At 40.9% G+C, this 26095-nt stretch carries 26 protein-coding genes and 2 tRNA genes; 8 read left to right on the top strand and 20 right to left on the bottom strand.

Features of this window, described 5'->3' with window-relative positions; translation table 11 throughout:
• Nucleotides 1-203: 203 nt before the first annotated feature.
• The 11 genes from glmM to cntE form a co-directional block, all read right to left on the bottom strand.
• A complete protein-coding gene (gene glmM / locus J2S11_RS09895; protein ID WP_307394103.1) occupies nucleotides 204-1553 on the bottom strand; it encodes a phosphoglucosamine mutase in 1350 nt (449 codons plus the stop codon).
• A gap of 2 nt (nucleotides 1554-1555) precedes the next feature.
• Entirely contained in the window at nucleotides 1556-2845 is a 1290-nt protein-coding gene (locus tag J2S11_RS09890; protein ID WP_307394102.1) for a CdaR family protein, read from the bottom strand.
• Nucleotides 2838-3656 carry a diadenylate cyclase CdaA gene (cdaA, locus tag J2S11_RS09885; protein WP_307394100.1) on the bottom strand — a complete coding sequence of 273 codons (819 nt, stop codon included), beginning with the start codon at nucleotides 3654-3656 and terminating at the stop codon, nucleotides 2838-2840. Before cdaA ends, J2S11_RS09890 begins: the two co-directional genes overlap by 8 nt.
• Before the next feature lie 335 nt (nucleotides 3657-3991).
• A complete protein-coding gene (locus tag J2S11_RS09880; protein WP_307394098.1) occupies nucleotides 3992-4621 on the bottom strand; it encodes a zf-HC2 domain-containing protein in 630 nt (209 codons plus the stop codon).
• Between the two features lie 99 nt (nucleotides 4622-4720).
• Nucleotides 4721-5287, bottom strand: coding sequence for an RNA polymerase sigma factor SigW (sigW, locus tag J2S11_RS09875; protein WP_307394097.1), 567 nt, complete (start codon nucleotides 5285-5287; stop codon nucleotides 4721-4723).
• A 275-nt stretch (nucleotides 5288-5562) separates the two neighbouring features.
• Entirely contained in the window at nucleotides 5563-6462 is a 900-nt protein-coding gene (gene rocF, locus J2S11_RS09870) for an arginase (RefSeq protein ID WP_307394095.1), read from the bottom strand.
• A 150-nt stretch (nucleotides 6463-6612) separates the two neighbouring features.
• On the bottom strand, nucleotides 6613-8154 hold the full coding sequence (locus J2S11_RS09865; RefSeq protein WP_307394093.1) for an AbgT family transporter: 1542 nt from the start codon (nucleotides 8152-8154) through the stop codon (nucleotides 6613-6615).
• 286 nt (nucleotides 8155-8440) lie between these two features.
• Complete coding sequence (locus J2S11_RS09860; protein ID WP_307394091.1) at nucleotides 8441-9214, bottom strand: ABC transporter ATP-binding protein; 774 nt, start codon at nucleotides 9212-9214, stop codon at nucleotides 8441-8443.
• A 79-nt stretch (nucleotides 9215-9293) separates the two neighbouring features.
• A complete protein-coding gene (locus tag J2S11_RS09855; protein ID WP_307394089.1) occupies nucleotides 9294-10355 on the bottom strand; it encodes a FecCD family ABC transporter permease in 1062 nt (353 codons plus the stop codon).
• A gap of 2 nt (nucleotides 10356-10357) precedes the next feature.
• Nucleotides 10358-11377 carry an ABC transporter substrate-binding protein gene (locus J2S11_RS09850; RefSeq protein ID WP_307394088.1) on the bottom strand — a complete coding sequence of 340 codons (1020 nt, stop codon included), beginning with the start codon at nucleotides 11375-11377 and terminating at the stop codon, nucleotides 10358-10360.
• Nucleotides 11378-11637: 260 nt separating this feature from the next.
• A complete protein-coding gene (cntE, locus tag J2S11_RS09845) occupies nucleotides 11638-12825 on the bottom strand; it encodes a staphylopine family metallophore export MFS transporter CntE (protein ID WP_307394086.1) in 1188 nt (395 codons plus the stop codon).
• Nucleotides 12826-13078: 253 nt separating this feature from the next.
• Here cntE and J2S11_RS09840 point away from each other — a divergent pair, with 253 nt between their 5' ends.
• From J2S11_RS09840 to J2S11_RS09830, 3 genes are all read left to right on the top strand, one after another.
• A complete protein-coding gene (locus tag J2S11_RS09840; RefSeq protein WP_307394084.1) occupies nucleotides 13079-13429 on the top strand; it encodes a YjgN family protein in 351 nt (116 codons plus the stop codon).
• Between the two features lie 535 nt (nucleotides 13430-13964).
• Nucleotides 13965-15701 (top strand): DEAD/DEAH box helicase, encoded by a 1737-nt coding sequence (locus J2S11_RS09835; RefSeq protein WP_307394082.1) that lies wholly within the window; start codon nucleotides 13965-13967, stop codon nucleotides 15699-15701.
• Nucleotides 15701-17167 carry a hypothetical protein gene (locus J2S11_RS09830; protein WP_307394080.1) on the top strand — a complete coding sequence of 489 codons (1467 nt, stop codon included), beginning with the start codon at nucleotides 15701-15703 and terminating at the stop codon, nucleotides 17165-17167. The genes J2S11_RS09835 and J2S11_RS09830 overlap by 1 nt, the downstream gene beginning before the upstream one ends.
• A gap of 127 nt (nucleotides 17168-17294) precedes the next feature.
• Here the strand turns inward: J2S11_RS09830 and J2S11_RS09825 are convergent.
• From J2S11_RS09825 to J2S11_RS09810, 4 genes are all read right to left on the bottom strand, one after another.
• Nucleotides 17295-17369 (bottom strand) — tRNA-Thr (locus J2S11_RS09825).
• A 5-nt stretch (nucleotides 17370-17374) separates the two neighbouring features.
• Nucleotides 17375-17449, bottom strand: a tRNA-Asn gene (locus J2S11_RS09820).
• A 271-nt stretch (nucleotides 17450-17720) separates the two neighbouring features.
• The gene (locus tag J2S11_RS09815; protein WP_307394078.1) at nucleotides 17721-17945 is read right to left on the bottom strand and encodes a hypothetical protein; all 225 of its coding nucleotides are present in this window, start codon (nucleotides 17943-17945) and stop codon (nucleotides 17721-17723) included.
• A gap of 81 nt (nucleotides 17946-18026) precedes the next feature.
• Nucleotides 18027-18701 (bottom strand): stage II sporulation protein M, encoded by a 675-nt coding sequence (locus tag J2S11_RS09810; RefSeq protein WP_307394077.1) that lies wholly within the window; start codon nucleotides 18699-18701, stop codon nucleotides 18027-18029.
• A gap of 184 nt (nucleotides 18702-18885) precedes the next feature.
• On the opposite strand from J2S11_RS09810, the gene pdaB reads away from it, so the two are divergent.
• Nucleotides 18886-19656: a polysaccharide deacetylase family sporulation protein PdaB gene (gene pdaB, locus J2S11_RS09805; RefSeq protein ID WP_307394075.1), complete on the top strand. Its 771-nt coding sequence runs from the start codon at nucleotides 18886-18888 to the stop codon at nucleotides 19654-19656.
• Nucleotides 19657-19799: 143 nt separating this feature from the next.
• Here pdaB and J2S11_RS09800 read toward each other — a convergent pair whose 3' ends face one another.
• Nucleotides 19800-20414: a KinB-signaling pathway activation protein gene (locus tag J2S11_RS09800; protein WP_307394073.1), complete on the bottom strand. Its 615-nt coding sequence runs from the start codon at nucleotides 20412-20414 to the stop codon at nucleotides 19800-19802.
• Between the two features lie 207 nt (nucleotides 20415-20621).
• Here J2S11_RS09800 and gerD point away from each other — a divergent pair, with 207 nt between their 5' ends.
• A complete protein-coding gene (gene gerD, locus J2S11_RS09795; RefSeq protein WP_307394072.1) occupies nucleotides 20622-21326 on the top strand; it encodes a spore germination lipoprotein GerD in 705 nt (234 codons plus the stop codon).
• Nucleotides 21327-21891: 565 nt separating this feature from the next.
• Here the strand turns inward: gerD and J2S11_RS09790 are convergent.
• Entirely contained in the window at nucleotides 21892-22962 is a 1071-nt protein-coding gene (locus J2S11_RS09790; RefSeq protein ID WP_307394070.1) for an Mrp/NBP35 family ATP-binding protein, read from the bottom strand.
• Nucleotides 22963-23218: 256 nt separating this feature from the next.
• Nucleotides 23219-23932 carry an N-acetylmuramoyl-L-alanine amidase CwlD gene (cwlD, locus tag J2S11_RS09785; RefSeq protein ID WP_307394067.1) on the bottom strand — a complete coding sequence of 238 codons (714 nt, stop codon included), beginning with the start codon at nucleotides 23930-23932 and terminating at the stop codon, nucleotides 23219-23221.
• Nucleotides 23933-24119: 187 nt separating this feature from the next.
• On the opposite strand from cwlD, the gene J2S11_RS09780 reads away from it, so the two are divergent.
• Nucleotides 24120-24635, top strand: coding sequence for an SMI1/KNR4 family protein (locus tag J2S11_RS09780; protein ID WP_307394065.1), 516 nt, complete (start codon nucleotides 24120-24122; stop codon nucleotides 24633-24635).
• Between the two features lie 47 nt (nucleotides 24636-24682).
• Here the strand turns inward: J2S11_RS09780 and J2S11_RS09775 are convergent, their stop codons facing one another.
• Nucleotides 24683-24967: a GNAT family N-acetyltransferase gene (locus tag J2S11_RS09775; protein WP_307394359.1), complete on the bottom strand. Its 285-nt coding sequence runs from the start codon at nucleotides 24965-24967 to the stop codon at nucleotides 24683-24685.
• A gap of 8 nt (nucleotides 24968-24975) precedes the next feature.
• Nucleotides 24976-25143, bottom strand: a complete 168-nt coding sequence (locus J2S11_RS09770) for a histone acetyltransferase HPA2 (RefSeq protein WP_307394063.1) — start codon at nucleotides 25141-25143, stop codon at nucleotides 24976-24978.
• A 175-nt stretch (nucleotides 25144-25318) separates the two neighbouring features.
• On the opposite strand from J2S11_RS09770, the gene J2S11_RS22290 reads away from it, so the two are divergent.
• Together J2S11_RS22290 and J2S11_RS09765 are read left to right on the top strand one after the other, a co-directional pair.
• Nucleotides 25319-25408, top strand: a complete 90-nt coding sequence (locus J2S11_RS22290; RefSeq protein WP_370875491.1) for a putative holin-like toxin — start codon at nucleotides 25319-25321, stop codon at nucleotides 25406-25408.
• Between the two features lie 340 nt (nucleotides 25409-25748).
• On the top strand, nucleotides 25749-26075 hold the full coding sequence (locus J2S11_RS09765; RefSeq protein WP_307394061.1) for an ArsR/SmtB family transcription factor: 327 nt from the start codon (nucleotides 25749-25751) through the stop codon (nucleotides 26073-26075).
• The last annotated feature ends 20 nt before the right edge of the window (nucleotides 26076-26095 follow it).

Here is a 26095-nt window from a genome sequence, read left to right as displayed (position 1 = left end):
AGTTTAATATGGCATTAACATTTCGCGTATCTATGGGACAGAATTATGGGAAATATCATGAGGGTATGCTCTCTGGTTCACCTGCAGCAAATCTGGCTACAACAGGACCAAAAAAATTGAAATATAGACATAACTAAAAAGGTCATTGCCCTCAACTAAGAGGAACAATGACCTGAATGACCAACCATCATTTAGCAAAACACCTATACATCTAATCCCATTTCAGTCTGAACCACCTGAGCAATGCGATCCACCCACTCGTCGATACGGTTCGCATCCTCTGCCTCAGCCATCACCCGTACAAGAGGCTCCGTTCCAGATGGGCGAACTAGCACTCGTCCCTTGCCGTTCATTTCCGCTTCTACCTGCTTAATGACTTCATCTACGGCCGCATTCTCCGTCACTCTATGCTTATCGGTCACACGAATGTTGACCATTTTTTGAGGATAGATCACTAAATCCTTAACGAGCTCGGATAGGGATTTGCCTTTTTCCTGCATGATGTTCACTAGCTGTATCCCTGAAAGCATGCCATCGCCTGTAGTTATATAATCGAGGAATATGATGTGCCCCGACTGCTCACCTCCGAGGGTATAGCCAGCCTTTCTCATCTCCTCCATGACATAACGGTCCCCAACCTTTGTCGTTACGGCCTGAATATCCTTCGCTTCAATCGCCTTATAGAAGCCTAAATTACTCATAACGGTAGCCACAACGGTATTATTTTTAAGTGCTCCCTTATCCTTCATAGCTGCCGCGCATACGTACATGATTTGGTCGCCGTCCACAACGTTCCCTTTTTCATCCACAGCGATCAGTCTATCCGCATCCCCGTCGAAGGCCAGTCCAATGTTCGCCTTTTTATCAAGAACCGCTTGTTGTAGCTTTTCTACGTGTGTCGAGCCTACCCCGTCATTGATATTCAGCCCATTCGGATTTGTACCTATGGTAGAGATTTGAGCGCCAAGTGCTCCAAAAAGCTGAGGAGCTAAGGATGAAGCCGCACCATGAGCACAATCTAATACTACATGAAGTCCATCAAACTCCTCTGATACCGTAGACCTCAGGTAAGACAAATACCTCTGTCCTCCTTCTAGGTAATCACTGACAATCCCTACTTCCCCGCCAACTGGACGTGGAAGCTCATCCTTTTCGGCATCTAGAAGGCGTTCAATTTCCTCCTCCTGCTCATCCAATAGCTTAAAGCCATCTGGTCCAAAAAACTTAATGCCATTATCCTCTACAGGATTATGTGAAGCGGAAATCATAACTCCGGCCTGTGCACCTAGCGCTTTTGTAATATAGGCAACACCTGGTGTAGAAATGACGCCTAGACGCATCACTTCAATTCCCACAGAAAGAAGCCCTGTAATAAGAGCACCTTCAAGCATCTCACCAGATATTCTTGTATCTCTCCCCACGACAACCTTAGGTTGGCTCTGCCCTTGTGTGAGCACATGCCCTCCACAGCGTCCTAGCTTAAAAGCCAGCTCAGGGGTCAATTCTAAATTTGCGACACCACGTACCCCATCTGTACCAAAATACTTACCCATTCTTATGATCCTCCTTCTTCATTATCCTCTTCTTCTTCCTCTCCATCTTCAATCTCGTCCCCAATGGCTTCTTCCCCTTCATCCCGTTCGGTTATCCTAATGCGAAGCTGATTTGTTTCGGCTACTTCAAAGCCGTCTGGTACTTGAATAGTAAGGGATACTCTATGATTGCCTGGCCCAAGGCCTTCTACATTAATACTTATAGCAATATCCGCGTTCTGCAGGGCCCCAAGCTCATCCTGCAGGCCCAGAACACGGATATCATATCTTCCGCTTTGAGGATCTATAAATTCTAATTCAAGGTCATCCGTTAAGCCGTTAACCTGGATAGGAAGCTGGTTAAAGGTTCGAGATTCTATGGGTTCAACCTCGATTGTAATATTGACCACGCCTGGATCGACTGCAATCCAATCTCCATCCACTGGAATACGATATTCAATCGTTCCAGAGGAGGTGATTTCCGACAGATCTAGTGGCAGAACGATCTCCTGCAGCTCCTCCAGGTCCTCTAGTGGTGCAAACACTTCAACGGTATTTATATCTGTTGTTATAGCGTTTAGTTCAAAGCCATCTGGCAAATCACTTGTCGGATTGACCCGAATCGGTACCTGCTTACTAGGGCTTCTTATTGGAATATATACCTCTACAGACGCTGGACTAACCTCAGCATCAATTTCATTCCCTAGCTGGTCATATACCCTGAGCTCTACTGTTTCGGTGATCTCTTCATCGGCTCCATTAACATTCACAAAGCCTCTGACGAGAGCAACCTCGTCAATGACTGAGGACGGGGCTATGACATGAACCTCATCGGGACTCACAACTGGATTCCCTAATTCAAATCCTTCACGAGGAGCACCTGTCGTCTCGATCTGCACGTTAAACGCTCCTAGCTCCTTCTCCTCTAATACCACCTGGATATGGCTAGGAATAACGTCTACCTCAAGCTCCGACGGAAACCCCTCATACTGCACCGGAACGCGATGTGTCCCCGCTTCTAGGTTAGTTAAGTCCACATATAAGCGGTAGGGATCGGCTCGAAGCTGGTTCAAATTAAGCAATGCTCTTCGTCCGGTAAGTAAGATTTGCACCCGATCCTGAATATCAGCGACAGAATACAGCTCCTCATCATAAATCGCTTCAACGATGACATTATCTACAGTCAGCTCTCCTGTCTGCTGTCTGACTGGAGTATAAGGCTGATCATCCATACGAACGATAAGCCAAAGCATCAAGGCAAGTAGGATCGCTATAATTTTGGCAACGGTGTTATTCTGCAGAAATTTATCCATTGTTTTTCCCCCTTGTCCAGAAGGAAGAAGTGGCTTTGGTTTGCTGCACTAAGCTGACCTCAAGCTTCTCTGTCAGCTCTTCCTGAGTGAGCTCCCTGTGTACCTCTCCATTTTTGGAAAGCGAGATATTCCCCGTTTCCTCTGAGACAATGATACAGATGGAATCGGTCAGTTCACTTAGCCCTAAAGCGGCTCTGTGACGTGTTCCGAGCTCCTTGCTGATAAAGGGATTCTCAGACAACGGAAGATAACAGGCAGCAGCCACTACCTTTTCTTTACGTACAATCACCGCTCCGTCATGGAGGGGCGTATTCGGAATAAAGATATTAATCATCAGCTCAGAGGTTAGCTTTCCATCAATCGGAATTCCTGTTTCAATATAGTCTCCTAGACCTGTTTCTTTTTCAAAGACAATCAATGCCCCTATTCTACGCTTAGCCATATACTGCACAGCTTTGACTGTTTCCTCAATAACCCCACTCATCTTTTCTTCATCCTGATAGTTGCTACGTGCGAAAAACTTCCCTCTCCCAAGCTGCTCCAAAGCTCGCCTTAGCTCTGGCTGGAAAATAATCATCACAGCCAAAACCCCATAGGTCATCGCTTGGGACATGAGGAAGGAAAGTGTGTTTAGACCAAATGTAATACTTAATAGCCAGCCTGCCACAATGACGAGCATCCCCTTCAAAAGCTGAACTGCTCTCGTGCCACGTATTAGTGTAAATAATTTATAAATTACATAGCTGACTAGCAGAATATCTATAATTTCAATTATGTAGTCCATAAATGACAGCTCAGTTAACCAGCTCATGTCTTGATCCCTCGTTTCTGTGCCACACGCCCTACAAAAATAAGAGTTCGTCACGTGTCTCTATTTTGGTTACGGAGGCTACTATCTCACAGTTCTTATTTTCTTCTTAATAAGCATTACCCTTATCTTACTAAAGCTATTGATTGTAAAAATACTTCACTTATATTTTACCAGTACAAGAAAAATCATCATTTCTTTCTCTATTGTACAATGCTTTGTACGTAAAGAAAAGCACAGGCAGGTTCCCGTGCTTTTATCCCTTCATACCCTCTATTCTTTTCCAAGTAAACCCTTATATATGCCTTTCATGCCCCTCTAATACCCTTTACACACTACTAATTCGATGTATTAAAAAGCACGGCTTCCTTAAACCAACGCTGAATATGGTAAAAGCTCCACTTAAAAAATTGATCAATCTCTTCACTTTGTCCAATAATATTTGCTGTGGAAGCCATATATAATTGACCGTCAGCTACAATCACATCGCCCGTAACCTCACCTAATACGTTCACGTTTCCATTCCTGACAATTAGGTTACCATTTACTACAACATCCTCAGGCACGATGACACTGCGCTCATCCATATTCACGACAATCTGCTCCATCGCTGGGGCAGAAACGGAAAATTGCCCCTGTCCATCCTTCCAAATCTGTGATAGGCTGCCTCCCATTAATAGAAGGAAAACGGCTGCTGCCACAAGAAAAGGATGACCTTTTACAAAACGTAAAAGCTTCCCTGTAGGCTTCTCGACTGGAATTTGCTGCATGATCTTATCGGTAAAATCATCAGGCGCTAGTACGTGAGAGTGACTTTTCATAAGTAGCAACGACTTTTCCATCCGGTTGAAATATTCCTTACAAGCAGGACATTCCTTCAGGTGTTGCTTTAGCGTGGCCTGATCCGAAGAGCTAATCTCTTCATCTAGGTAATCATGCATGAGCTTTTTTGCGTCTTGGCAAGACATATCCTTACCCTTCCTTTCCAGTTCTCCGTGTTGGAAATACCTTTTTCGTTTTTTGATGTATCCTACTTATACCAATATCTTATAGCTATCAAACATCTCTTATACATGCTGTAAAAGCTTCTTCAGAGCTTCTCTCCCTCGGTGAACTCTTGTTTTAATCGTGGTTACCGGTAAATCGACGATGTCACTAATTTCCTGTAAACTGAGATCCTGCAAATAACGCAAAATCATAATCGATTTATATTGCGGAGGTAGCTGATCGATTGCTTTTTGAACCTGCTCTTGGATTTCTAGCGTGACCACTTCAGCTTCAGGTGTCCTCTGCTTTTCATCAGCCAACTGCGAGTACATATCCAAGCCCTCTGCTCCAACCACTTCTTGATCTAAGGAGTAGACTATCTTCCTTTTACGTAGTCGATCTATACATAGATTCGTAGCAATCCTATAAATCCATGTGGAGAACTTATGATTTTGGTCATATCGACCTATATTCGAATAGACTCTTAAAAAGGATTCTTGAGCAATTTCCTCTGCTTCCAAAGGATTGCCTAGCATTCTATAGCCTAGCTGATATAGCTTATGTTTATATAGTTCAACGATCTCGGCAAACGCTTCTCGATCGCCTTTTCGTATGCGTTTAACCAACTTCCATTCTATTTGCTCCATCCATGTACCTCCACCTTTATCAAGGGGGTTTAAAAACTGTTACGTATCACCTTTAACAAAGTTTCAATTATTTTTTACAATATATTTTATCATATTTATGGGGAAAGTGAATGGTCCTAAGGACTGTGCTATGTAAATTTAATAAGGCCTATTTTTGGCAAAAAGGCCGACCTAGATAACATAGAAACCCGTTACCCAGATCGACCTGTTAGAAAGGTTACTCCACTATTTGTGACCAACTAAATCGGCTCTTACCTTTCCTCTGTCCTTGAGCTTTACAGTAATTTTTCTCCAAAAAGTGAGCCGAGGAGGGCGACCGCCACATTAGCCGTCGTATTCCCATGATCTAAGATAGGGTTAACCTCCACAAACTCTGCCGAAGTGAGAATATCTGCCTCAGCTAAAATTTCCATCGCCAAATGGCTTTCCCTATACGAAATCCCACCTCTTACAGGGGTCCCTACCCCCGGTGCATCATGCGGATCTAGACCGTCTAAATCTAGGCTTAAATGAACACCGTCCGTCCCATTCGATACATGCTTAATCGCTTCCTCCATGACATAGGTCATCCCTAGTCGATCTATTTCATGCATCGTAAACACCTTAATGCCTAGCTTTTTGATTAGTTGCTTTTCTCCCTCGTCTAGATCTCTTGCTCCAATTATAACCACATGCTCTGGCTTGATTTTTGGAGAATAGCCTAGAATTTGAGTCAGTCTCTCATGACCATACCCCAAGCCTACCGCTAGAGACATCCCGTGTATATTTCCTGATGGAGAAGTCTCACCTGTATTAATATCCGCATGGGCATCATACCAAATGACACCTAGGTTTTTCTTGTGCTTGGCCACTCCCGCTAACGTACCTATAGCAATACTATGATCTCCTCCCAAAACAAGAGGAAAACGCCCCTCTTCAACAATAGTATGAACACGCTCTGCCAGTTCCGTATTAACCTGAGCCACTTCGTCTAAGCACTTTAGGTTCTCACCATTACGAGCTCTATCTTGCGGATTAGGAATCCCAAGGTCTCCTAAATCTATAACGTCGTAGTCCAGCTTTTCTAAGCGTTCAATCACATGAGCGTAACGGATCGCACTGGGTCCCATATCAACCCCTCTACGTCCTTGTCCTAAATCCATAGGGACTCCGATTAAGCTTACTTTCTTGTTCATCCTTCTCCTCCATTCCTGTGTCATTAGCTCCTATTGTATCCCGTTTGAAAAGGATGACTCAACTCAACAAAAAAGTGAATATATATACTGCGTATCCCTATATTTAGAAAAACATCGTTCTTACTTCAGCAGGATCGATTCCCCTAAGGGTTAATTAGCTGGGTAATGAATCGGCGAACCTGGTCCTAGATCAATACCAAGCAGGAGCCAAGCAATTAGCATAATGATCCACACGATAGAGAAAACGATGGAATATGGAAGCATGGTACTGATTAATGTTCCAATTCCTACTTTTTTATCGTATTTCTGTGCAAATGCAATCACAATGGCAAAATAAGGCATCAGTGGTGATATGACATTAGTTGTTGAATCAGCCACACGATAGGCAACCGTTGTCAGCTCTGGCGAATAACCTAAATGCATCATCATTGGCACAAAAATAGGTGCCATAATAGCCCACTTAGCCGAAGCACTTCCAATGAAAAGATTAATAAATCCTGCCACAAAAATAAAAGTCAGGATTAAAGGAATTCCCGTAAATCCTGTGGATTCAATGAAATTAGCCCCTTGAATAGCCAAAATAATTCCCATGTTCGATTCACCAAAGTAGGCTACAAATTGCCCCGCTGCAAAAGCTAAAACGATATATGCTCCCATCGTAGCCATCGTTTCAGACATCTGATTAGCAACATCTTTATCATTTCTAATGGACTTCGTTATTAGACCGTAAACCAGTCCAGGAATGAGAAACACAATCAAAATAATCGGAACTAAGGAAGTGAAAAATGGGGAATCAATAATCTCCCCTTCTGGTCCTCTCATAGGACCCCACTCAGGAACAATTAATAGGGCCAATGCTGAACAGGTTAAAACAAAAGCAATACCCGCTCCGACCAAGCCTCTTTTTTCCTCTACTTTTAATGCTGTGGCTTCTCCTTCTGAGCTTTGAATCCCACCCTCGTATTTTCCTAAGCGTGGTTCAACCATTTTTTCTGTTACATAAGTTCCCGCTAACGTTAAAACAAATACTGAGATGATCATAAAGTAATAGTTCATTGCTATATTAATACCTTCAGCATACTGCGGGTCATACGTAGCAGCCGCCATCTGGGTTAAGGAGGCGAGTAAGGGATCTAGGGAGGTGATGAGCAGGTTTGCACTATACCCTGCTGACACTCCAGCAAAGGCAGCAGCAAGTCCTGCCAGCGGATGTCGACCCAGAGCGGCAAATAATACGGCTCCAAGCGGTGTCAGCACCACATATCCAGCGTCTGCCGCCATACTTGACATGATACCTGCAAATACTAACGTTGCCGTTAAAAGCTGTTTAGGAACAGAGGTTACCAGACCCCTAAGCATCGTGCTAATCAGTCCTGAACGCTCAGCAATCCCAATTCCAATCATTGTCACAAGAACCGTTCCTAGTGGTGCAAACTCCGTAAAGTTAGTGACTGCACTAGTGAACATATATTGAATTCCCTCTGTGCTGAGGAGATTTTTGACCGCTAACATTTCTCCTGGATTAGTCGGATCCTCTGCCGTTACATTCAAAAGAGAAAGTATAGCAGAGAACACAACAACTAGCCCAGCAAAAATGAAAAATAAGGTGACTGGATGAGGAAGCTTATTCCCGACCCGTTCAATTGTATCAAGGCTTCGCATCACAAAGCCGTTGTTTTTTTGTTTTACCATAGCCTGTAAACTCCTTTCGTTGAATAACACATTTCATGAAATTTAAAAAAACATATCATGAATGTATACCCGTCGACTCCTTCTTAAAAACATAAAAACTCTGCCAGTTCATTCCTTTTGAGGATGCTACTATAGAAATGCTGTGGATAAGATATTAATAAAATGCATAAAATGCTGACATCTTTAGTGCTATGGATCTTATCTCTATTTCCCTAGTATGAACCAAAAAAGCAGAGGGTATGATACCCTTCTGCTTCCTATAAGTAGCTGTGTAAGCTTATTATATTTATTTAACCATAGCCGGAACCTTTGGACGAAACAAAAGCTGAAGACAGTCGCCATAGTCAAGAGTCTCAACATTCATTCTGTATACAGGCTCAATAACCTCTGGTATTAACACCTCTGCTGTTGTCCCTGAACAAACTACCTTCCCATGATTAAGCAAAACGAGCTGATCACAGTAACGCGCTGCCAGATTAAGATCATGGAGGACGACTACTGTGGTAATACCCAGGGTTCGAACGAGCTGGAGGAGCTCATGCTGATAGTGAATATCCAAATGATTCGTAGGCTCGTCAAGTAACAAATGGTCCGCCTGCTGAGCAAGAGCCCTAGCAATTAGGGTTCGCTGCTTCTCCCCTCCAGACAAAGTAACAAAGCTACGCTCAGCCAAGTCTCTCATTCCTACCCTGCTTAACGCTTGAGCTGCAATCTGATGATCTTCAGAGGAGTAAGACTGCAATGATGAGCGGTGAGGTGAACGACCAAGCAAAACCATTTCAGCTACGGAAATAGGCAGGCTAGTGGTAGCCTCTTGTGCTACGACGGCTATTCGGAGAGATAGCTCTCGCGCTGATAACGAACTCAACGATGCATCATCAAGCATGACCGCTCCTCCTAGAGCTGGAAGAGCAGAATAAAGAATACGTAAAAGTGTAGACTTTCCACTTCCATTTGGTCCAATAAGTCCTACTATATTCCCTGAGTTAGCTTCAAGCTTAACTCCGGCAAGCACCGGTGTACCATCATAAGCAAAGGATATGTTAGATGCACTTATCATATGTTCTCCTTTCCACCCAATAGGGTAACTGCTTCAATAAAAGAAAGAAAGTTTTACAAAATCTATTTATTGTTCAATACTAGGACTCCGCTCTTAGCTTACGAACCAAGAAAAATAAGAATGGTGCTCCGATAACTGCTGTTACAATGCCTAGTGGAAGCTCACGTGGAGCAAAAAGCATCCTTGCCGCCAAATCTGCCCAAACTAAAAAGGAGGCTCCTAACAACCCGGCAACTGGTAGTAACAGCCGATGGACACCACCGACACAAAGGCGCGCTACGTGAGGGACAACTAAACCAACAAAACCAATTCCACCAGAGACCGCTACTGCCGCCCCTACACACAAAGCAATGACTAGTAATGCCTGTAAGCGTACTTTTGAAGGCGGGCTTCCCAGGGCCTGAGCCGTGTCATCTCCAAGATTCAGTGCATCGAGTCTTCGTGACCACAGCCAAAGCATAACAAATGAGAGCAATATAAGGGGTGCAGCAACAGCAACAGAAGACCACGAGGCACGTGTGAGCGAACCTAGCAGCCAAAACAGCACAGCCCTCGCCCCTTCAGGTGCGTCTGAGGCAAAAATGAGAAAGCTAGTTGCGGCTTGAAGCACATATCCAACGGCTACCCCAGCAAGCAGCAGTCTTACTGAAGTAATTTTTCCACCACTTGAAGCCAAAGTAAACACCACAGCGGTGGCGCAAAGTGCACCAATAAAAGCACTACCCGTAAGAGCACTTGTCCCAAGAGAGGTTCCTATACCAAATAATATGGTAAGAGCAGCGCCGGTAGAAGCACCGGCACTAACACCGAGCAAATAAGGCTCAGCTAATACATTTCGTACTAAGGCTTGTAACGCTACTCCTGATATAGCTAGTGCCGCCCCTACTATGGCTGCTAATAGAACTCTAGGAGCTCGTACCTGCCAAATGATGCTAGCCTCAGAAGCACTCCATCCACCCTCTGCTCCTCCAAATATGTGGTAGGAGATAATTCTAGCTACCGTTCCTGGATCAATCGTAACCGGCCCCAAGCCGACTGTGATAGGAATACTAATTATCAACAGAAGGACAAGACCTCCTATCCATAAAACCGACTTTAGAATTCGCTTTCTATGACCAAGATCGTCAGTTGATGGAGCCACGATTACTCTACCCCTACAATCAAGTCAGCAATACGCTCCAAGCCGTCAATGGCTAGTGTACCGTGACCAGAGTAGAAGAAGTCTATCGCCAAAATATTTTCATTTACAATAGCAGGTACTTGACTAAGATCTGGACGCTCTAAGAGAATAGATTGAACTTCATCCTCCGTGGTACTGCCTGGCATATACAGGGCAATAATTCTATCAGGTGCGGCATCAATGAAGGATTCAATACTAGGTTCAAAATAACGTTCATTGGCGCCTTCAAAAATATTCGTTAGTCCTAAATACTCCATTTGTTGATGAAGCATACTTCGTCTACCGTATCCACCAATTCCACTATCAGGCCCATTCACGTATAGCGGAGCGGTCAGTAGCCCAGCTGGAGCTGATTGCTCCACACGCTCTTTTACTGCATCAATTCTTGTGCGAATATCTGTGATAGAAGCTTGAGCCTGTTCTTCCGTGCCCAAAACCTTTCCTAACAGTTGAATATCTTCTAGGATACCCTCAATAGGATCTTCGATCATTGACTGACCAGCCCCAAATCCACCACAATAGCCACTGATAACAATCGTAGGAATACCTACTGCCTCTAAATCCTCAGGATCAAAACCACTTAATCCAAACGTTACTAATAGATCTGGATCGGCACCAACAATCATCTCCCGAGACATTTCCGATGCCGTTCGAATAGGAGCCTGATTAGCTTCTCCTAAAGGACCTGTTGCTTCCCCAAGAGGCTCGTTAGGCAGTGGTGAAAATGTGTGCACTACATCAGCTCCTCCAGCAGCATGGACAATCGTCCCCGCCTCTCCCCCTATCACATACAAATTCTTTGGCTGCTCTTGAATGGTAATCTCACGACCACAATTGTCTATGGTCATTGGATAACTGTCGGAGGAGGAACCAGTCGTTGTCCCTCCAGAGCAAGCTGCGGTAACAAAAATAATGACAGCAGTAGCTAGAGCCAGTCCTGATCTCCGCCATAAGGATGGTTTCATTAAACGATTCATAATCATTAAATTCCCTTCTATTTATATATTTTCTTCTTTGAAGGTCTAGTTCCGTATACTAGAGCAGAATATATATGTCATATGTACCTAAGAGTGAGAACTATAACCTTCTATCAACCTTTTACAACTAAAATACTGTACTGCTTCATAACACACTCATTTGCTTCAGCTTGATACATAATCCTATCTCGTAAATAGGATTAATTACGATTTATACTCTAAAAAAATTTGCACACCCAATCACTTTCTTTTTCCTACTCACTAATCTAAATCTTAACTCTTAGTTTTTTTCCTCTCCAATAAGCAAACAAAGCTAGTCCTACAGCCATACCTGCACAGCAAGTGTACATAGTAGAGTAAGAGAATCGATCCGCAATTGGCCCCATCGCTATCCCTCCTAGTGAAATACCTAGATCAGCCATGGCAATAAACAGACCAATTAACACATTACGGTTTGCGGATGTTAACGTAAAGGTTAAAAAGGTCATTAATGTAGGATAGACGATCGCTTGAGCTAAACCCATGATGACGGCTGCTACATACATAACAAACGAGCCAAGGATAGACGTGCTGGCTAACAATTGAGCAGCTATCGCTATAAGAATGATGACACCTACAATGAGCTTCGGATGCCACTGACCATCTGAAGGGATTCGTTTGCGCAGGGTAAATCGAGCCAATACAATTGTCCCCGCCTGGAGCATAAGATAGATACCTGCATTACCATGCTCCATCTGATTCGCATACAATGGGATAAAGGTCGTAACCGCCCCAAAGACAACTGATGTCATCAGCATGATCAGACTACTTGTTGATAACTGCGGATTCGTCACTAATTGATGAAATGATGTGATAAAACCTGTGCCCGTATGCTTATCCTTTTCCTCCAATTGAGAAAGCTGCTGCTGTTGCATATCCGTACCATAGCCAAATAATGCCGTAGTGAGGGCAATCCCAACCATAGCTATCGTAAATGCATTCATTCCGCCCCATTCCCAGATACCTAAAGCGATCAACGGTCCAATAACCGTAGGTAAATAGGTAAATAAGGAATACAAAGATACACCCTGAGAGCGTTCCTTCTCTGGTAAGCTATCAATAATACCCATTTGCAAAGCCATAGAAAAGAATGCAGTAGCTACTCCTTGCAGTAAGCGAGCAGCAAAAAAGCCCTCTAACCCAGAAACGGTGTAAATCATCAGAGCCAAGCCATTCACAATCAACAAAGTACGTAAAACTTTAATAGGCCCATATTTATGCACAATATGCCCTGCCCATGGACGACAAAACATACATGTCAGCATATAGACACCCATAATGAAACCTATCTCTGTGTTGCTAGCTCCAAGAGTCTCACTTCGAAGGGGCACAATGACGTTAAGAATAGAGTTGGCAGAAAAAAATAAAAAGGCAAGCGCGTATAGGCGCAGAAACGGCCACGAGGTCGCCATCATGTATGCACCCCTTCCTTTTTCACTTTGTGCAGCTTGCACTTTTTATATTATAATCGTAACGATTACTATTTACAACATATTTTTGTTCGAAGATTTTCGTGTTGTTTAACGTGTGAATTGCTCTTGCTTAGGTATTTTTTTATTTGAAAATATTACAAAATCCAACAATTTATGAAGGGTTCTATGGAATAGTAGAGAAATAGAAGGTGTTAAGTTTTTAAATTTAACAAATATTCAGGTAGGAGGTATTATTATGGAAACAGTAGTTCAGACTACGGAACAAGCTCATTCAGCTCAGATTAAAACAGATTCTTATTTTGATGGAGGGCTATTACAATTTATTGGTTGGTGTATCCTTGGTTTTTTAGTTACCGTGTGTACTTTAGGGATTTGCTATCCTTGGGCCTTATGCATGGTTTATGGCTGGAAAATTAATCATACCGTTGTTGAAGGTAGAAGGCTAAAATTTCATGGGACAGCCATTGGATTGTTTGGGAACTGGATTAAGTGGTTCTTATTATGCTTAATTACTTTAGGTATTTATAGCTTTTGGTTATTTATTGCCTTAGAGAAATGGAAAGCTAAACACACTACGTTTGCCTAATGAAATCATTCCTAATTATTTGAATTATAATTATCCTAGAGTTTATTAGCTAATCTTAACTAAAAGACCCTTGGCTGACAACTCTATGGTCTTGGGTAAAACGAGCTGTGCCTGCCTCTTTGGGACTGTCTGAGTACAAAATGACCAAAGGTGTTACAGTACCTGTGGTCATTTTGTATGCTCTTAGATATATATAGGCTTTTAGAACGTGCTGTCACCAAGCTCTAACGCAAATTACTTATTACACAACTTCAAGCGACTTTACTAAATCTTATTGAAAGACTTTGGCTTTCACTCATGTTTAAGAACTCTTACCTCTCTCTTGTGTATTTAACCTTTAAATCAATTTTTTGATCTTTTTTAAATAATTATTGCGAAGGTATACAATACCTTGTACTCTAATGAAAGAAGGGATAAACTGCTTAATATATAACTTTATAACAAAGAAAAATTAAAAGATGTTTAATGAAATGATTGACACATACCATAAAAATAAAAAAAGAGACTAAGTTAAGTTCTCGATGGGGGCTAGCCTTTGAATATTATCCCTGTAACTGATGCTCAAAAATTCTACTTGACCAAAGAATTATCTCCTTTAAGAAATGTAAAGCTAGAATTGCAGTCTCAGGCAATTCGTTTACAGAAAGGCTTCGAACGATTAATTTGCTTATCAGAAATACATATCGAACCACGTCCTTGGCAGCTAGAGTCAGCCTTAAAAACATTACGCGATATGCAAGGAAGTGCAATATTAGCTGATGAGGTCGGGCTTGGAAAAACAATTGAAGCTGGACTTATTTTAAAAGAGTTGTTAACTAGAGGACTTATTAAATCTGTCCTGGTACTCACTCCAGCTCCTTTAGTTGAACAGTGGAAAGAAGAAATGCACGAAAAATTCGATATTCAGTTAAATGATTTAAAAGAAGAGGATTGGGAAAACAAACAACTTCTAATATCTTCTATGCCTTATTTAATTAGATCAGAAGAAAGAAAGGGCAAAATTAAGGAACGCTTCTTTGATCTTCTAATAGTTGATGAAGCTCATTCTCTGAAAAACCACAACACTGCCACTTACAAATATGTATACACCATTCAAAAGAACAATGCGCTTCTTATGTCCGCAACCCCAATCCAAAATGATATGAGAGAATTATATAATCTAGTTAATATTCTTAAACCAGGATATTTAAAAAGCAGGAAAAGTTTCCGGGACGAATATATTGTGAACCGTTATACTCCTAAAAATATAGAAAACCTAAAAACTCTGTTAAATGATGTCATGATTCGTCACAGGCGAGCTGATACACTTGTTGAACTCCCTAGAAGAATTGTCAAAACCTTAGAGATTGAACTTACAGATATAGAAAGAGAGTTCCATAATGGCGTGATTGATTTCTGTAGAGATATCTATAAGAAATATGTTGATGGACTAATACCAATAGGTTGGGATAAATCTGAAGTTCACCTTATTGTTATTTTATTAATGTCATTGTTAAAACAAAATTGTAGTAGTCCGCATTCGGCGCTAAAAACTCTAAAGAATAAAATGTATCCAAAATTAGTTGGAGAAAGTGACCAACAAATTTGCCAATACTTAATTTCTATTGGCGAAAAAATAACATATCCCTCTAAGGCGATAGAATTATTGAAACATATAAAAAACACTAAAGAACAGGTGATAATTTACTCGGAATATCGAGCTACTATTGAATTATTAGAGATTTTTTTAAGAGAAAATGAATTATCTGTTGTAACTTATCACGGAGGACTATCCACTGCACAAAAACAATTATCAATCCATAAATTTAAAAATCAAGATTCTCAAGTATTCTTATCCTCTGAGTCTGGTGGTCAGGGTTTAAATCTACAATTTTGCCATAGACTTTTCAACTATGATTTACCTTGGAACCCTATGCGTATTGAACAAAGAATTGGAAGAGTACACCGTTTTGGGCAAACGAAGAACGTTGAAATTTACACTATGCCTACTAAAGGAACTATAGACGAATATCTACTCTATATATTAACATCCAAAGTGAATTTATTTGAAATTGTAATTGGAGAGTTGGATACGATACTTTCCTATATGAAGAATGAAAATGAATCACTAGAGGTACGTATTGGAAAGATTATTTTGGATTCTTTAAATTCAAAAGATATTGAGCAAAAGTTACGCGCAATAGGCGATGAGCTATTATTAGCTAAAGAAGAATTTGAAGAAGACGTTGACCAATCCACCAAAATTTTAAATAAAATAGGAGTGGGCTGTTAATGGAACTCTATGAATTAAAACCATATATAATAGAGAGTTGTGATTATTTAGGAATAGACATTAAAGAAATTAGTTCTGATATCTTACTAATTCAAATTCCTGACAATCTAAAAGATGAACTTAATGGAATTAATAACACAAAAGTTAGTTTCGTTAAAACGTCTGACCCCAATATTACATATCTTACTTTCGAGTCGTTTTTTACTCAGAAAATTGCTCAACTTGTTGCCGATAGAAATACTGGGATTGGTACGGGAACCAAGCTCTTGAAGTTGGATGCACCTACAAACTACATAAAAGCTCAATTACCCTCATGTAATATTCAACTTCTCGATATAAGTCAAGAAAACACTGATTATTTATTTATCTGGTTTAAAACAACGGTGCGTGGAAATTTAGTTGAAGAGTACCTTAAGGGATTCAAATATAATCTCAAAGAAGATAAAGTTGAAACATACAACGAAGATATCAATTTTCTATTAGAAGATATTAAAGACGAACTCCTTCTAGATGTTAATGAAGCTCATCTGGATACAGTTCTGAGAGAAATGCTCTCACTGGCTAAAGAGGATGCTGAAATCTTTATTGAGAAGAAAAAAATAGAAAATAAAGAGATTTTAGATAAAGAGATAAAGAGAATCAATGATTACTACGACATGCTTTATTATGAAAACCAATTAGCTGAAAGCTCAAAAGGAGTAACCCCTAAAGAAGAATTAGAATTACTTCAACGGGAAAGAGAAGGACTCATTAGCCAGCAAATACATAAATACGAATATAAGTCTCATGATACTACAATTGAACCTATTGCTATTTTGATGTTAAGACAAACTGTAGAAACCGCCACTGTACATGCAGTAAACAATTATGGGCAAATAAGCTTACACATAAATGCAGAAAATACAATCTCTCTTGAATGTGCTTTAACAAATGATACAAATGGACCATTCACTATTACAAGCGACGATATGATTGTTCAAGTGGATAATGCTTTTAATTGTAGTGAGTGCAATAGACTGTTAGATAAATCTAAGGAAAGCTCTTGCAAAGTCTGTGATCAAAAAATTTGCAATGATTGCGAAGAAATTTCATCTTTATCTAGAGCAAGTTTGTGTCACGATCATACTCAACGTTGTCAATCATGCATAGAGGTAGTTGCTTCTGATGAGTTCCATTTGTGCGTCAACTGCAATCAATTTTATTGTTTAAAATGTAATGAATCATCTCTCTGTTCCCTTTGTAAAAGCTTACAGCCTATTCAAGGAGTCACGCCTCAAGTTAATCAAATTATTAATTTGCTGCCCAATGATTTCTCAGCAAAAAAATATGAGAGTTCTGAGAAGGGTAATAGGGTGAATTTATTGGGTAAAGGAACTTTATTCAAGAGTTTTCTTATCGTTTTTGACAAAAATACTAACACTATTATCGAGAAACAAAAATATGGTTTATTTAATAAGAAAAAATAAAACAATGTCTGTTGCCCTTATAGGACTTTTAAGAACTTTTGGTTCTTGGGAAGTTATCAAATTTGTTAGCATTTATAAGACCAAATAAAAAACCCTTATATATAAAGGGTTTAAACGCTAATATGTATGGAGCTAGCGGTGGGGATTGAACCCACGACCCCCACCTTACCATGGTGGTGCTCTGCCACTGAGCTACGCCAGCATAAATGGCTCCGCAGGTAGGACTCGAACCTACGACCGATCGGTTAACAGCCGATAGCTCTACCACTGAGCTACTGCGGAATATTGAGTTTGAGAATAGGCAACAATAGAATATCGTTGCAAACTCTCTAAATTTTAAAGAGACAAGATTTAGTATACAACGGATTACGTTTTTTTTCAATACGTTTCAGCTATCGTTTTTTACCAAGTAGCTCTCATTCTTGTCATAGCTTTCGTTCTTACCAAGACTCTAAGAAAAACCAGGAGGAAGATACATTATCATCAGGCTGCACTTCCCCCTCTCTTTCCCTTTATTGCCCTTCTTATCTTACCCTTTCAATTCTAGCTAAACCTAAACATGCTTTCTCGGACTGTTACGCACGTACTTTGAAAGCTCTTTAGGGTGTACAAAGCGACTATACATTTTAAAGATAATTTTGTAGCGCTCTTCCATCGCCTTCTTCACGATCCCATCAATACGATGGTCTCCTAGGTCAAGCAATAGCTCCTCCAGCTCTCGCTTCAACAGATACTCTAGTTCAACGGTTTCTTTGTTATTAAGTAGGATTCCAATCATTCGCTATATCCACACCCCTGTACAAATAGTTCCATGTTTCATTGTTATTTCCTAAATGAAGGGATTTTATAGCTCTTTTTATTAATTTTTTTGCCAGCTTAGACTAATCTGTTCCATTTGCTGCTCTAGCAAGCCCGGAGTGACATAGCCTTCAATGACTGCTGCAAAAAATAGGACAATGACAAGTCCCACCGTAAAAATAGCAAGTCCTTTTAGCCTAGTCTTTAGGACAGGCTGCGTTTCTTCCCTGAAGTGTTCTCCTGACCTACCATCTGGATTAATAGCTAAAGCAATCATTCTAAATATCCAGCGGACTAATCTCCAGCCCAGGAAAATCCCTATTCCTCCAGCCATAATAATCGCTGGAAGCTCAAGAATACCATGAGGCAGAATCCCATAGGTGAATAACGCTAGTGGAGAAATCCCCCCAATTGCTGATACCTTTAGAATAAAACCAACAGCTAATCCGTTAACAAATAGAGAAATAGCTGGAATGATAAAGATAATGGCACCTAAGCCCAACATCATTAAGGCCGCCCGCACATTGTTACCAAAGATCAAACCAGCCATAAATGCTGGAGAGTCGTTCTCTTCTGTCTGTTCTAAAAGCTCCTCTAGCTGGTCAAAGACCTGAGCAATTAATTCCATAAACATTTCGTGATTTGCATACCCCATCCATGCACCAAATAACATTAACAGTGCAGCAAGCAGCATAAAATTCTTACTCTCTGACAAAAGCTTCCTTAACGCACCCATCATATTCACCTCATTTTATGGACATTGGAAAAAACTGGCTTATCGCCAAGTATGATGGCGAAACCCTTCTTTTTTGTGCATAATCTCCTAACAAAAATTATAATTCCATACAATCTAATAGTATAAAAAGACAACCTCATACATATATATCAACTATGAACCGAATGGGACAGGAGTGACAAGTATGAATATCATTTGGACCATCAATGGCAGGAAGCTGAAGCGTTATGCCCTACTCATAGTAGCCGCATTATTTACGGCTGGGTTGTTCTATGTACAAGGAGATGCTTTCCCTGTGTTCCAGAGTACAGCAGATACCGAGGAGCCCAGAGCCATTTATAAAGTAGCTACCTCCGATAAAAAGATCGCCTTAACCTTTGACATATCCTGGGGAAATGAGAGACCAGGGCCAATTCTTGACGTTCTAGAAAGCAGGGGGGTCAAGGATGCTACCTTTTTTCTCTCATCTCCTTGGGCCGAGAATCACCCGGATATCGTTAAACGCATTCATGAACAAGGCTTCGAAATAGGCTCACATGGACATAAGCACGATAACTACAGTACATTTAAAGATGACGAAATCAGACAGCAGCTGGTCAAATCGAATAATATTTTGAGATCCTTAACAGGAAAAACTCCCACTTTACTACGTACCCCAAATGGGGATTATGATAAACGCGTTCTTAGGATTGCTCAGGAGTTAAATTTTACAGTGATTCAGTGGAACACAGACTCAAGGGATTGGCTCAACCCAGGTAGCGATAAAATCGTGCAAAACGTCGTAGAGCATGTCGTTCCGGGAGATATTATCCTGCTTCACGCTAGTGACTCCAGTAAACAAACGCATGAAGCATTACCTCAAATCATCGATCGACTACAACAGGATGGTTACCAGTTTGTTACCGTTTCTGAGCTTTTAGCAGGGGTCAAAACCAACATTAAAGAGCTACAATAATCCACTTATAAAATTCGTCACCTTTTTTTCAACTATGTCTATGTCCTGTAATAGCGCCTCTCCTGATCCTCTACCTTAATCATTAGTATATGCGCTCATTTAAAATTCATTAAGCACTTAGGTAATCCTAAGTGCTTTTTTGCTTAAGCCTTTTGTTCAATCGGTTTCGTTAAACGCTGTAAAATCAAGAGCTGATACAGATTACATACCAGAATCGTCGTTGTCATCATCGTCGTCCAATTTTGGTCGTTCTGAATAATAGCAGGCACAGCCTCAACGGTCGTAACCACTGTCAGAAAAAACAATGCAGGAATAAACGCCTTACTGTTTGTCAATTTCGCTTTAATGAAAGCGGCAATTAAACCTACAATAAGCAAAATGATTGGCAACGTCGTGAATTGTGTCCAAGTATCTAGCTCTGTACCAAATGCAATATACCTAAAGTAGACAAGATCAAATAAAACAAAAGCAATTAATAGAACTTGAATCCATGTCCACAGCTTCGGTTTAAATACCCCTAAGCCCAATCGATGCACCAACAGATAGGCAAAGAAGCCCATTTGACTGATCATACTAAACAGCAATCCAACGATAAACATCCAGATGATCGCAGCAACCAGCTCTGAAGCCTGGTCTCCACCACCTGTCATATCCCCCCAACCAATCGCTAACCCTGTTGCTAATATGGTTATCCCACCGAGCAGGAGCGTTGTTAAAAACATAAATAAAAATCTACGTATATTCAGTGTACTCACCACTTTCCATAATCTCCACTACGATTGTACCAAAAAGTATAATTTGAAGCCATGAAAAGCATATTAAAGGTACAAAGAAGTGAAAGATTAACCTGCCTAATGATCGGCATATGGAAAGGGGCTTCCTACCTAACGCTTTCCTATAACCATAGGACTAAAACGATCTAGCTCACCTAAAAGGGTACAACAGAAAGAAAGGAGTTATCCTACATGCTTCAACCACCTACTACAAAAAGGTTCATAATGTTGTCGAATTCATTCCTAAAAAAACCAAAAAAATCACATAAACTTCCCTGGACATTACTTGTTTTTATCCTTCTCACCATATTATGCAGCTGTTCTCCAAAGGATAACCAGAATTCTGCCGACTACAATGCCACAAAACAAATGGTCCTAGACATCCTGCATACCGATGAAGGGAAAAAAGCCGTTGAAGAAGCAATCGGAAACGAAGAAGCACAGAAGAAGATGATCCTAGAAGCTCCCGAGGTGAAAAAAGCCGTTCAAGAGTCTTTGCTTAGCGAAGACAACAAAAAGAAGCTAGAGGAGCTAATGGGTGACCCTGAGTTTATTAAAGAATATGCCAAGCAGCTTGAAGAAGAACATAAAAAGTGGCTTAAGGACTTAATGAAGGACCCCGAGTATCGGACGTCCATGCAGGAAATCCTCAAGGATCCGGAAATGGAAAAACAGTTTCTTGAGCTAACAAAATCTAAGGAATTTCGCCAGCAAACGATGACGGTTATGAAAGAAGCGATCCAATCCCCTTATTTCCGTCTCGAGCTTCTCCAGCTCATGAGCGAGGTTGCTAAAGACAGTTTGGGAGGAGAAAAGAAGGAGGGTGAAGGGGGCGAAGGTGGCCAAGAAAGTGAAGGACAAGGAGGCGGCGGAAGTGAAGACAGCGGTGGTGGTTAAAAAATAGTAAAGCCGTGCTGTGACCTCACAAGCGATATGCTCCCCATCCTGTGTAGAAGGTGAAATAATTAAACCTCATACTGTGACGGGTAGTGGAAGGCATCGTTTTTTCCTGTCTCCGACCTCTAACGGACAAATTTGACTCTTACAGCAATTTGACTTACTTTGATCTCTAACGGACATTTTCGACACTTAGCATAAAATTCATCGATTTTGGCTTCATTTACACGGCTAAGGTGCAAATATGTCCGTTAAAATTTGTAGATGTCCAAAAAACACTTCTAAGGTTCAATTTTGACCGTTAGAAGTTTAGGTTTGTGTGGTTGCGCGAAAAAGACGCCTGTCCATCCCTGAAAGCACCCTATTGTTCGTTACGTCTAACAATAGGAGTGCAGTTCAATGGAGTGGTGGCGTCTTTTTGTATGGAAGGAAATTTTCTATACTGACCTTCTTTCGGCACAGTGCGTAGCTCCCGGCGCACGGTGACGCACTGCATGATGGCAGTCGGTTGACCACATGGTTGTAGTAATCTTGATCAATTGAGTAAGTTGCATTTGCAACAACTCTAGTTCGTTGTTTTTTTAACCACAGTTTCCGCTAAGCTACTGTATAAGCCTCCAATTAATGAATCCGCAGGATATATTCCTGTCAAGAGCCTATCATCACTCTCTAGCTTATTAGGCTGACCAAGTGGAATCTGAGCGATAAGCTCTGATTTGAGATTTGCAGCAAGCTTTTCTCCACCGCCCTGTCCAAAGATATAATCCTTGCTTCCATCAGGCAATGGATAGTACGACATATTTTCAACGACACCCAAAATCTCATGATTCGTTTTTAAAGCCATAGCACCCGCTCTAGCCGCTACAAACGCTGCCGTAGTATGAGGAGTCGTCACAATGATCTCCTTGCTCTGAGGAAGCATTTGGTGGACGTCTAACGCCACATCCCCAGTTCCAGGAGGTAGATCAAGAACTAAATAATCTAATTCGCCCCACTCTACCTCAGTAAAGAAATTTTTCAGCATTTTACCAAGCATAGGACCACGCCAAATCACTGGTGAATTATCTTCAACAAAAAAGCCCATCGACATCACCTTCACTCCATCCTTCTCAACAGGATGAATCACTTCACCTTCAACCTCAGGACGCTCATCAATACCCATCATATCAGGAACACTAAAGCCATAGATGTCTGCATCAATGACGCCAACTCGCTTTCCTAATCGCTGCAAGGCTGTTGCTAAATTTACAGTAACCGTAGACTTCCCTACGCCACCCTTACCACTTGTGACAGCAATAAATACAGTCTTACTTTCTGGAGCTAATAAAGAAGGGAACTTGTTTTGCCCTTGATTCTGACCATTGCCCTGGCCACGCAGTGCAGCCAAATCCTGCTCGGATAACTCCTCAAAACGCAAGCCCACCGTTTCAGCACCAGCCTGCTTCAATGCCTGAACTATCTCCTGCTGCACCTGCATTTGCTCCTGGCTTCCAGCTTGAGCTACCGCTATTTTTAAGCTGACATTATCAGCCTGAATCTTTAAGTCACGCACTAAGCCTAAATCTACAATACTTTGTTCTAAATCAGGAGCTTTTATCTTCTTTAAAATATTCAATACCTGCTCTTCCGTTAACACAGCTACACACCTCTTTACCCTCATTAGTCTCGTTCGCTAAGGAAGGATACAGACTTCACCTGTTCTTTTTCGTCTATACGACTACACGACGTGCTATCCGCATCCATCATTTATTAACGTGCCATTAGCTAAAGTATACCATACAAGCCTAGCGTAACCTAACGAAAGGGAACGGTGTTTTGAAGGAAGTATGAACTTTTGAGTTTATATGAATAGAGCAAAGGCTGGTTTCATGATAACCACTCTTAGCAAAAAGTTAAGGTAGTTTTTCACCTGCTGCATGTCTTAGAACTCCTTGATAGATCGAGGCCGCCACCTTTTTCTGATACTCCACCGTACTTAACAAGGTTGACTCCTCAGGGTTAGATAGAAAGCCAACCTCCACTAACACACTTGGCAAAGTGGCCTGCCTCAAAATAAAAATATCCTGATTTTTCTTAGATTGACGATCTGTATTTTCAAGATTACGCTTTAGCTCATCCTGTACTAGTTTAGCCAGCTCCTGATTACTCTCAAGCTGAGGATGATAAAAAGTCTGTGCTCCTCTCCACTTAGGAGATGTAATGCTATTTAGATGTATGCTCACTAGGTAGTCTCCATCACTGGTATTAATGAAATGAGCTCGATTCTTCAGATCGGTCGCTTTCCTTCTGCCCCTCTCCTTATCCTCTTGCGTGGAAAGCTCTGTATCCGACTCCCTAGTCATTTTAACGAGGGCCCCTGATTCCTGCAAGAGATCTCTCAAATATATAGAAATGTTCAGAGCTATCTCCTTCTCAACCACTCCGTCCCTGCTTACCGCTCCCCCATCTAAGCCCCCATGTCCGGGATCAATGACAATAATTTTTCCCGAGAGCGGAAGACTCCAGGTAGAATCAGATATTGTATATGAGATTTGCAAATTAAAAATATAGATTAGTGCCGCACTCCCTAGACAAAACAGGATAACCTTTTTCATGCTCAGCTTCATCTCAACGCCTCCTTGTCCAACATCGTTACATGTATACGACGGACAGGACGCAGATATGCTTTTGTTCATAGAAAAACTTTGCTGATTACCTATAGAAACGGTATATACTATGAATATGTAATGTGCTGTTAAATCTAATTTAGAAGAGTTAACACGATTTTTGGGGATGGAGAATGGAGGATGAACAATGAAGGATGAGTTTCTTATTCACAGAACTTTGCACTCATTAAAAAGCACATTAGAAAAACAAAATAATATCATGAAAATCCTTGATACTACTGGACAACTATATGATACGTCCTGTACATTTTATGATTCAGCTACTGAAAACGACATTCAACTTTTAGAACATAACATTGGGAAACAGCTTCCTCTAGATTATCGACATTTCCTTAAAATATGCAATGGTTGCAGTCTCTTTGATATGCTTGACTATGGTGGAGAAAATCAATTATATTCATTTGAAAAAATCTTACTCTATCATGAAACCAATCTAGATTTTCCAGATAAATTAGCTATTGGGTATATTCTTGGCGATTCTATCCTTATTGACCTTAACAAAACCACTACTAATACAGGTAACTATTTACATAGAACTGTTGTTGGACAACCTCCATCTGAAAGTACTCCTTTTAACTCTAACTTTGAAACTTGGCTGACTCGTTTTATAGTAGCCCAAGGTAACAAGTATTGGGAATGGTGAACATAAAAAGGCCTTCCACTCATACAAGTTGAGGCCTTAGCTAAGCATTAAATATCCGTTTGTATACTCATTGTGTAATCGGTGACTGTAAAACCTAGTCTCTTATAGAATCTATAAGCACTTTCATTATGACCAAAAACATGAAGCCATATCTTGTCTACGCCTTGTGCCTTCGCCTCTTTCTTCATTAGCTCAATAGCCGCTTCTCCAATGCCCTGGCCACGTGCTTCTGGTAGGAGAAATATTTCATAGAGAAAGGCATACGGCCTTTCCGCCTCTTCTTCTTTAATAGCAAACCAAAGATAACCCACTTTAACTCCCTGTGAGTCCAGTATGCACTTTAAAAACTGATTTGAGGAAGCAAGCTAGAAAAAGCTTGTCTAGACTGATCTATAGCTGTTTCTTTGTCCCAGCTCCCATTCTCTACTTTATCTTGGGCAAAGTTATGAACAGCTTGTTCGATAAACCATTCAAAATCCTGATCATCCATTTCCTTAAGCTTACACATAAGCACCCTCCATTCTGCTTATTACTAAATTATGAATCCGTGTATGCAAATAGATGCTTTGATACATGATTTTCACTCTAAAAAACACCCTGCTGCAATAGGGCATATGGTATAATATTCCTACAATAGAATGGCTTTAAAAGGGCGGTCGGCTAATCTCCTGTAAAGGGAGGTGATGCCCATGGAAGTATTTCAAGCATTGTTGCTAATGATTTCATTTGCGACTTTAGTCGTGTTAATACTTTCCTTTGATAAAAAGAAATAGACCGCCCTCTCAAAGGTATGCGGTCTATTTCCCTGCTTTTGTAATAGCCTCCGCCCTTAAAAGCGGATATTGTACCGGACCGCAGATGTTAGCGCATCTGTGGTCTTTATTAGTATATACGTGACTATTTAAAATAGTCATAACTTACTCTTAGTATACCTTAGAAATAGGATATTTTCAAAGTAAATGTGCACATATGAGCAGAAGGAGGCCTCCAATTACCACTATATAGTGGTCAGTATATGATCTCTATTTTCTTTACCAATACCCCTTTAAGATAAACTCTGTGGTAAGCTGTCTGTAATGACCTAATGGTTTAAAGCGTTAGACTAAGGAGGAAATGATGGAACAAGACGTTAGCAGTCGTATTATGCATGAGTTTAAACAAAATCAAAACTTGCTTTTAGCCATAGGCAATGAAACCCGTCAAGCTATATTAATTACCTTGGCTCAGAGAGCACAGAACCTTGGCATGCGAGTGGGAGAAATCGGCAAGTACACCCATTTATCTCGTCCTGCCATTTCTCATCACCTTAAAATACTAAAGGATGCCGGACTGGTCAGCATGAATCGCGAGGGTACCAAAAATTATTATCTTTTGGATGCCAAAACTAAGGTAGAAGGCTTACAAACCCTGATTAATCAGTTCTTGTCATTGTGCAAATAGAGCTATACTCATAAACTACC

The organism is Bacillus horti, from assembly GCF_030813115.1.
Lineage (GTDB): Bacteria > Bacillota > Bacilli > Caldalkalibacillales > JCM-10596 > Bacillus_CH > Bacillus_CH horti.
Note: the sequence above shows the minus strand (reverse complement) of the source record. Positions and strands in the feature narration are given on the sequence as shown.

What these genes read in the sequence shown, in the direction of transcription:
- glmM (WP_307394103.1), bottom strand. Translation starts at nt 1,553, where the DNA reads ATGGGTAAGTATTTTGGTACAGATGGGGTACGTGGTGTCGCAAATTTA.
- J2S11_RS09890 (WP_307394102.1), bottom strand. Translation starts at nt 2,845, where the DNA reads ATGGATAAATTTCTGCAGAATAACACCGTTGCCAAAATTATAGCGATC.
- cdaA (WP_307394100.1), bottom strand. Translation starts at nt 3,656, where the DNA reads ATGAGCTGGTTAACTGAGCTGTCATTTATGGACTACATAATTGAAATT.
- J2S11_RS09880 (WP_307394098.1), bottom strand. Translation starts at nt 4,621, where the DNA reads ATGTCTTGCCAAGACGCAAAAAAGCTCATGCATGATTACCTAGATGAA.
- sigW (WP_307394097.1), bottom strand. Translation starts at nt 5,287, where the DNA reads ATGGAGCAAATAGAATGGAAGTTGGTTAAACGCATACGAAAAGGCGAT.
- rocF (WP_307394095.1), bottom strand. Translation starts at nt 6,462, where the DNA reads ATGAACAAGAAAGTAAGCTTAATCGGAGTCCCTATGGATTTAGGACAA.
- J2S11_RS09865 (WP_307394093.1), bottom strand. Translation starts at nt 8,154, where the DNA reads ATGGTAAAACAAAAAAACAACGGCTTTGTGATGCGAAGCCTTGATACA.
- J2S11_RS09860 (WP_307394091.1), bottom strand. Translation starts at nt 9,214, where the DNA reads ATGATAAGTGCATCTAACATATCCTTTGCTTATGATGGTACACCGGTG.
- J2S11_RS09850 (WP_307394088.1), bottom strand. Translation starts at nt 11,377, where the DNA reads ATGATTATGAATCGTTTAATGAAACCATCCTTATGGCGGAGATCAGGA.
- cntE (WP_307394086.1), bottom strand. Translation starts at nt 12,825, where the DNA reads ATGATGGCGACCTCGTGGCCGTTTCTGCGCCTATACGCGCTTGCCTTT.
- J2S11_RS09840 (WP_307394084.1), top strand. Translation starts at nt 13,079, where the DNA reads ATGGAAACAGTAGTTCAGACTACGGAACAAGCTCATTCAGCTCAGATT.
- J2S11_RS09830 (WP_307394080.1), top strand. Translation starts at nt 15,701, where the DNA reads ATGGAACTCTATGAATTAAAACCATATATAATAGAGAGTTGTGATTAT.
- J2S11_RS09815 (WP_307394078.1), bottom strand. Translation starts at nt 17,945, where the DNA reads ATGATTGGAATCCTACTTAATAACAAAGAAACCGTTGAACTAGAGTAT.
- J2S11_RS09810 (WP_307394077.1), bottom strand. Translation starts at nt 18,701, where the DNA reads ATGGGTGCGTTAAGGAAGCTTTTGTCAGAGAGTAAGAATTTTATGCTG.
- pdaB (WP_307394075.1), top strand. Translation starts at nt 18,886, where the DNA reads ATGAATATCATTTGGACCATCAATGGCAGGAAGCTGAAGCGTTATGCC.
- gerD (WP_307394072.1), top strand. Translation starts at nt 20,622, where the DNA reads ATGCTTCAACCACCTACTACAAAAAGGTTCATAATGTTGTCGAATTCA.
- cwlD (WP_307394067.1), bottom strand. Translation starts at nt 23,932, where the DNA reads ATGAAGCTGAGCATGAAAAAGGTTATCCTGTTTTGTCTAGGGAGTGCG.
- J2S11_RS09780 (WP_307394065.1), top strand. Translation starts at nt 24,120, where the DNA reads ATGAAGGATGAGTTTCTTATTCACAGAACTTTGCACTCATTAAAAAGC.
- J2S11_RS09770 (WP_307394063.1), bottom strand. Translation starts at nt 25,143, where the DNA reads ATGTGTAAGCTTAAGGAAATGGATGATCAGGATTTTGAATGGTTTATC.
- J2S11_RS22290 (WP_370875491.1), top strand. Translation starts at nt 25,319, where the DNA reads ATGCCCATGGAAGTATTTCAAGCATTGTTGCTAATGATTTCATTTGCG.
- J2S11_RS09765 (WP_307394061.1), top strand. Translation starts at nt 25,749, where the DNA reads ATGATGGAACAAGACGTTAGCAGTCGTATTATGCATGAGTTTAAACAA.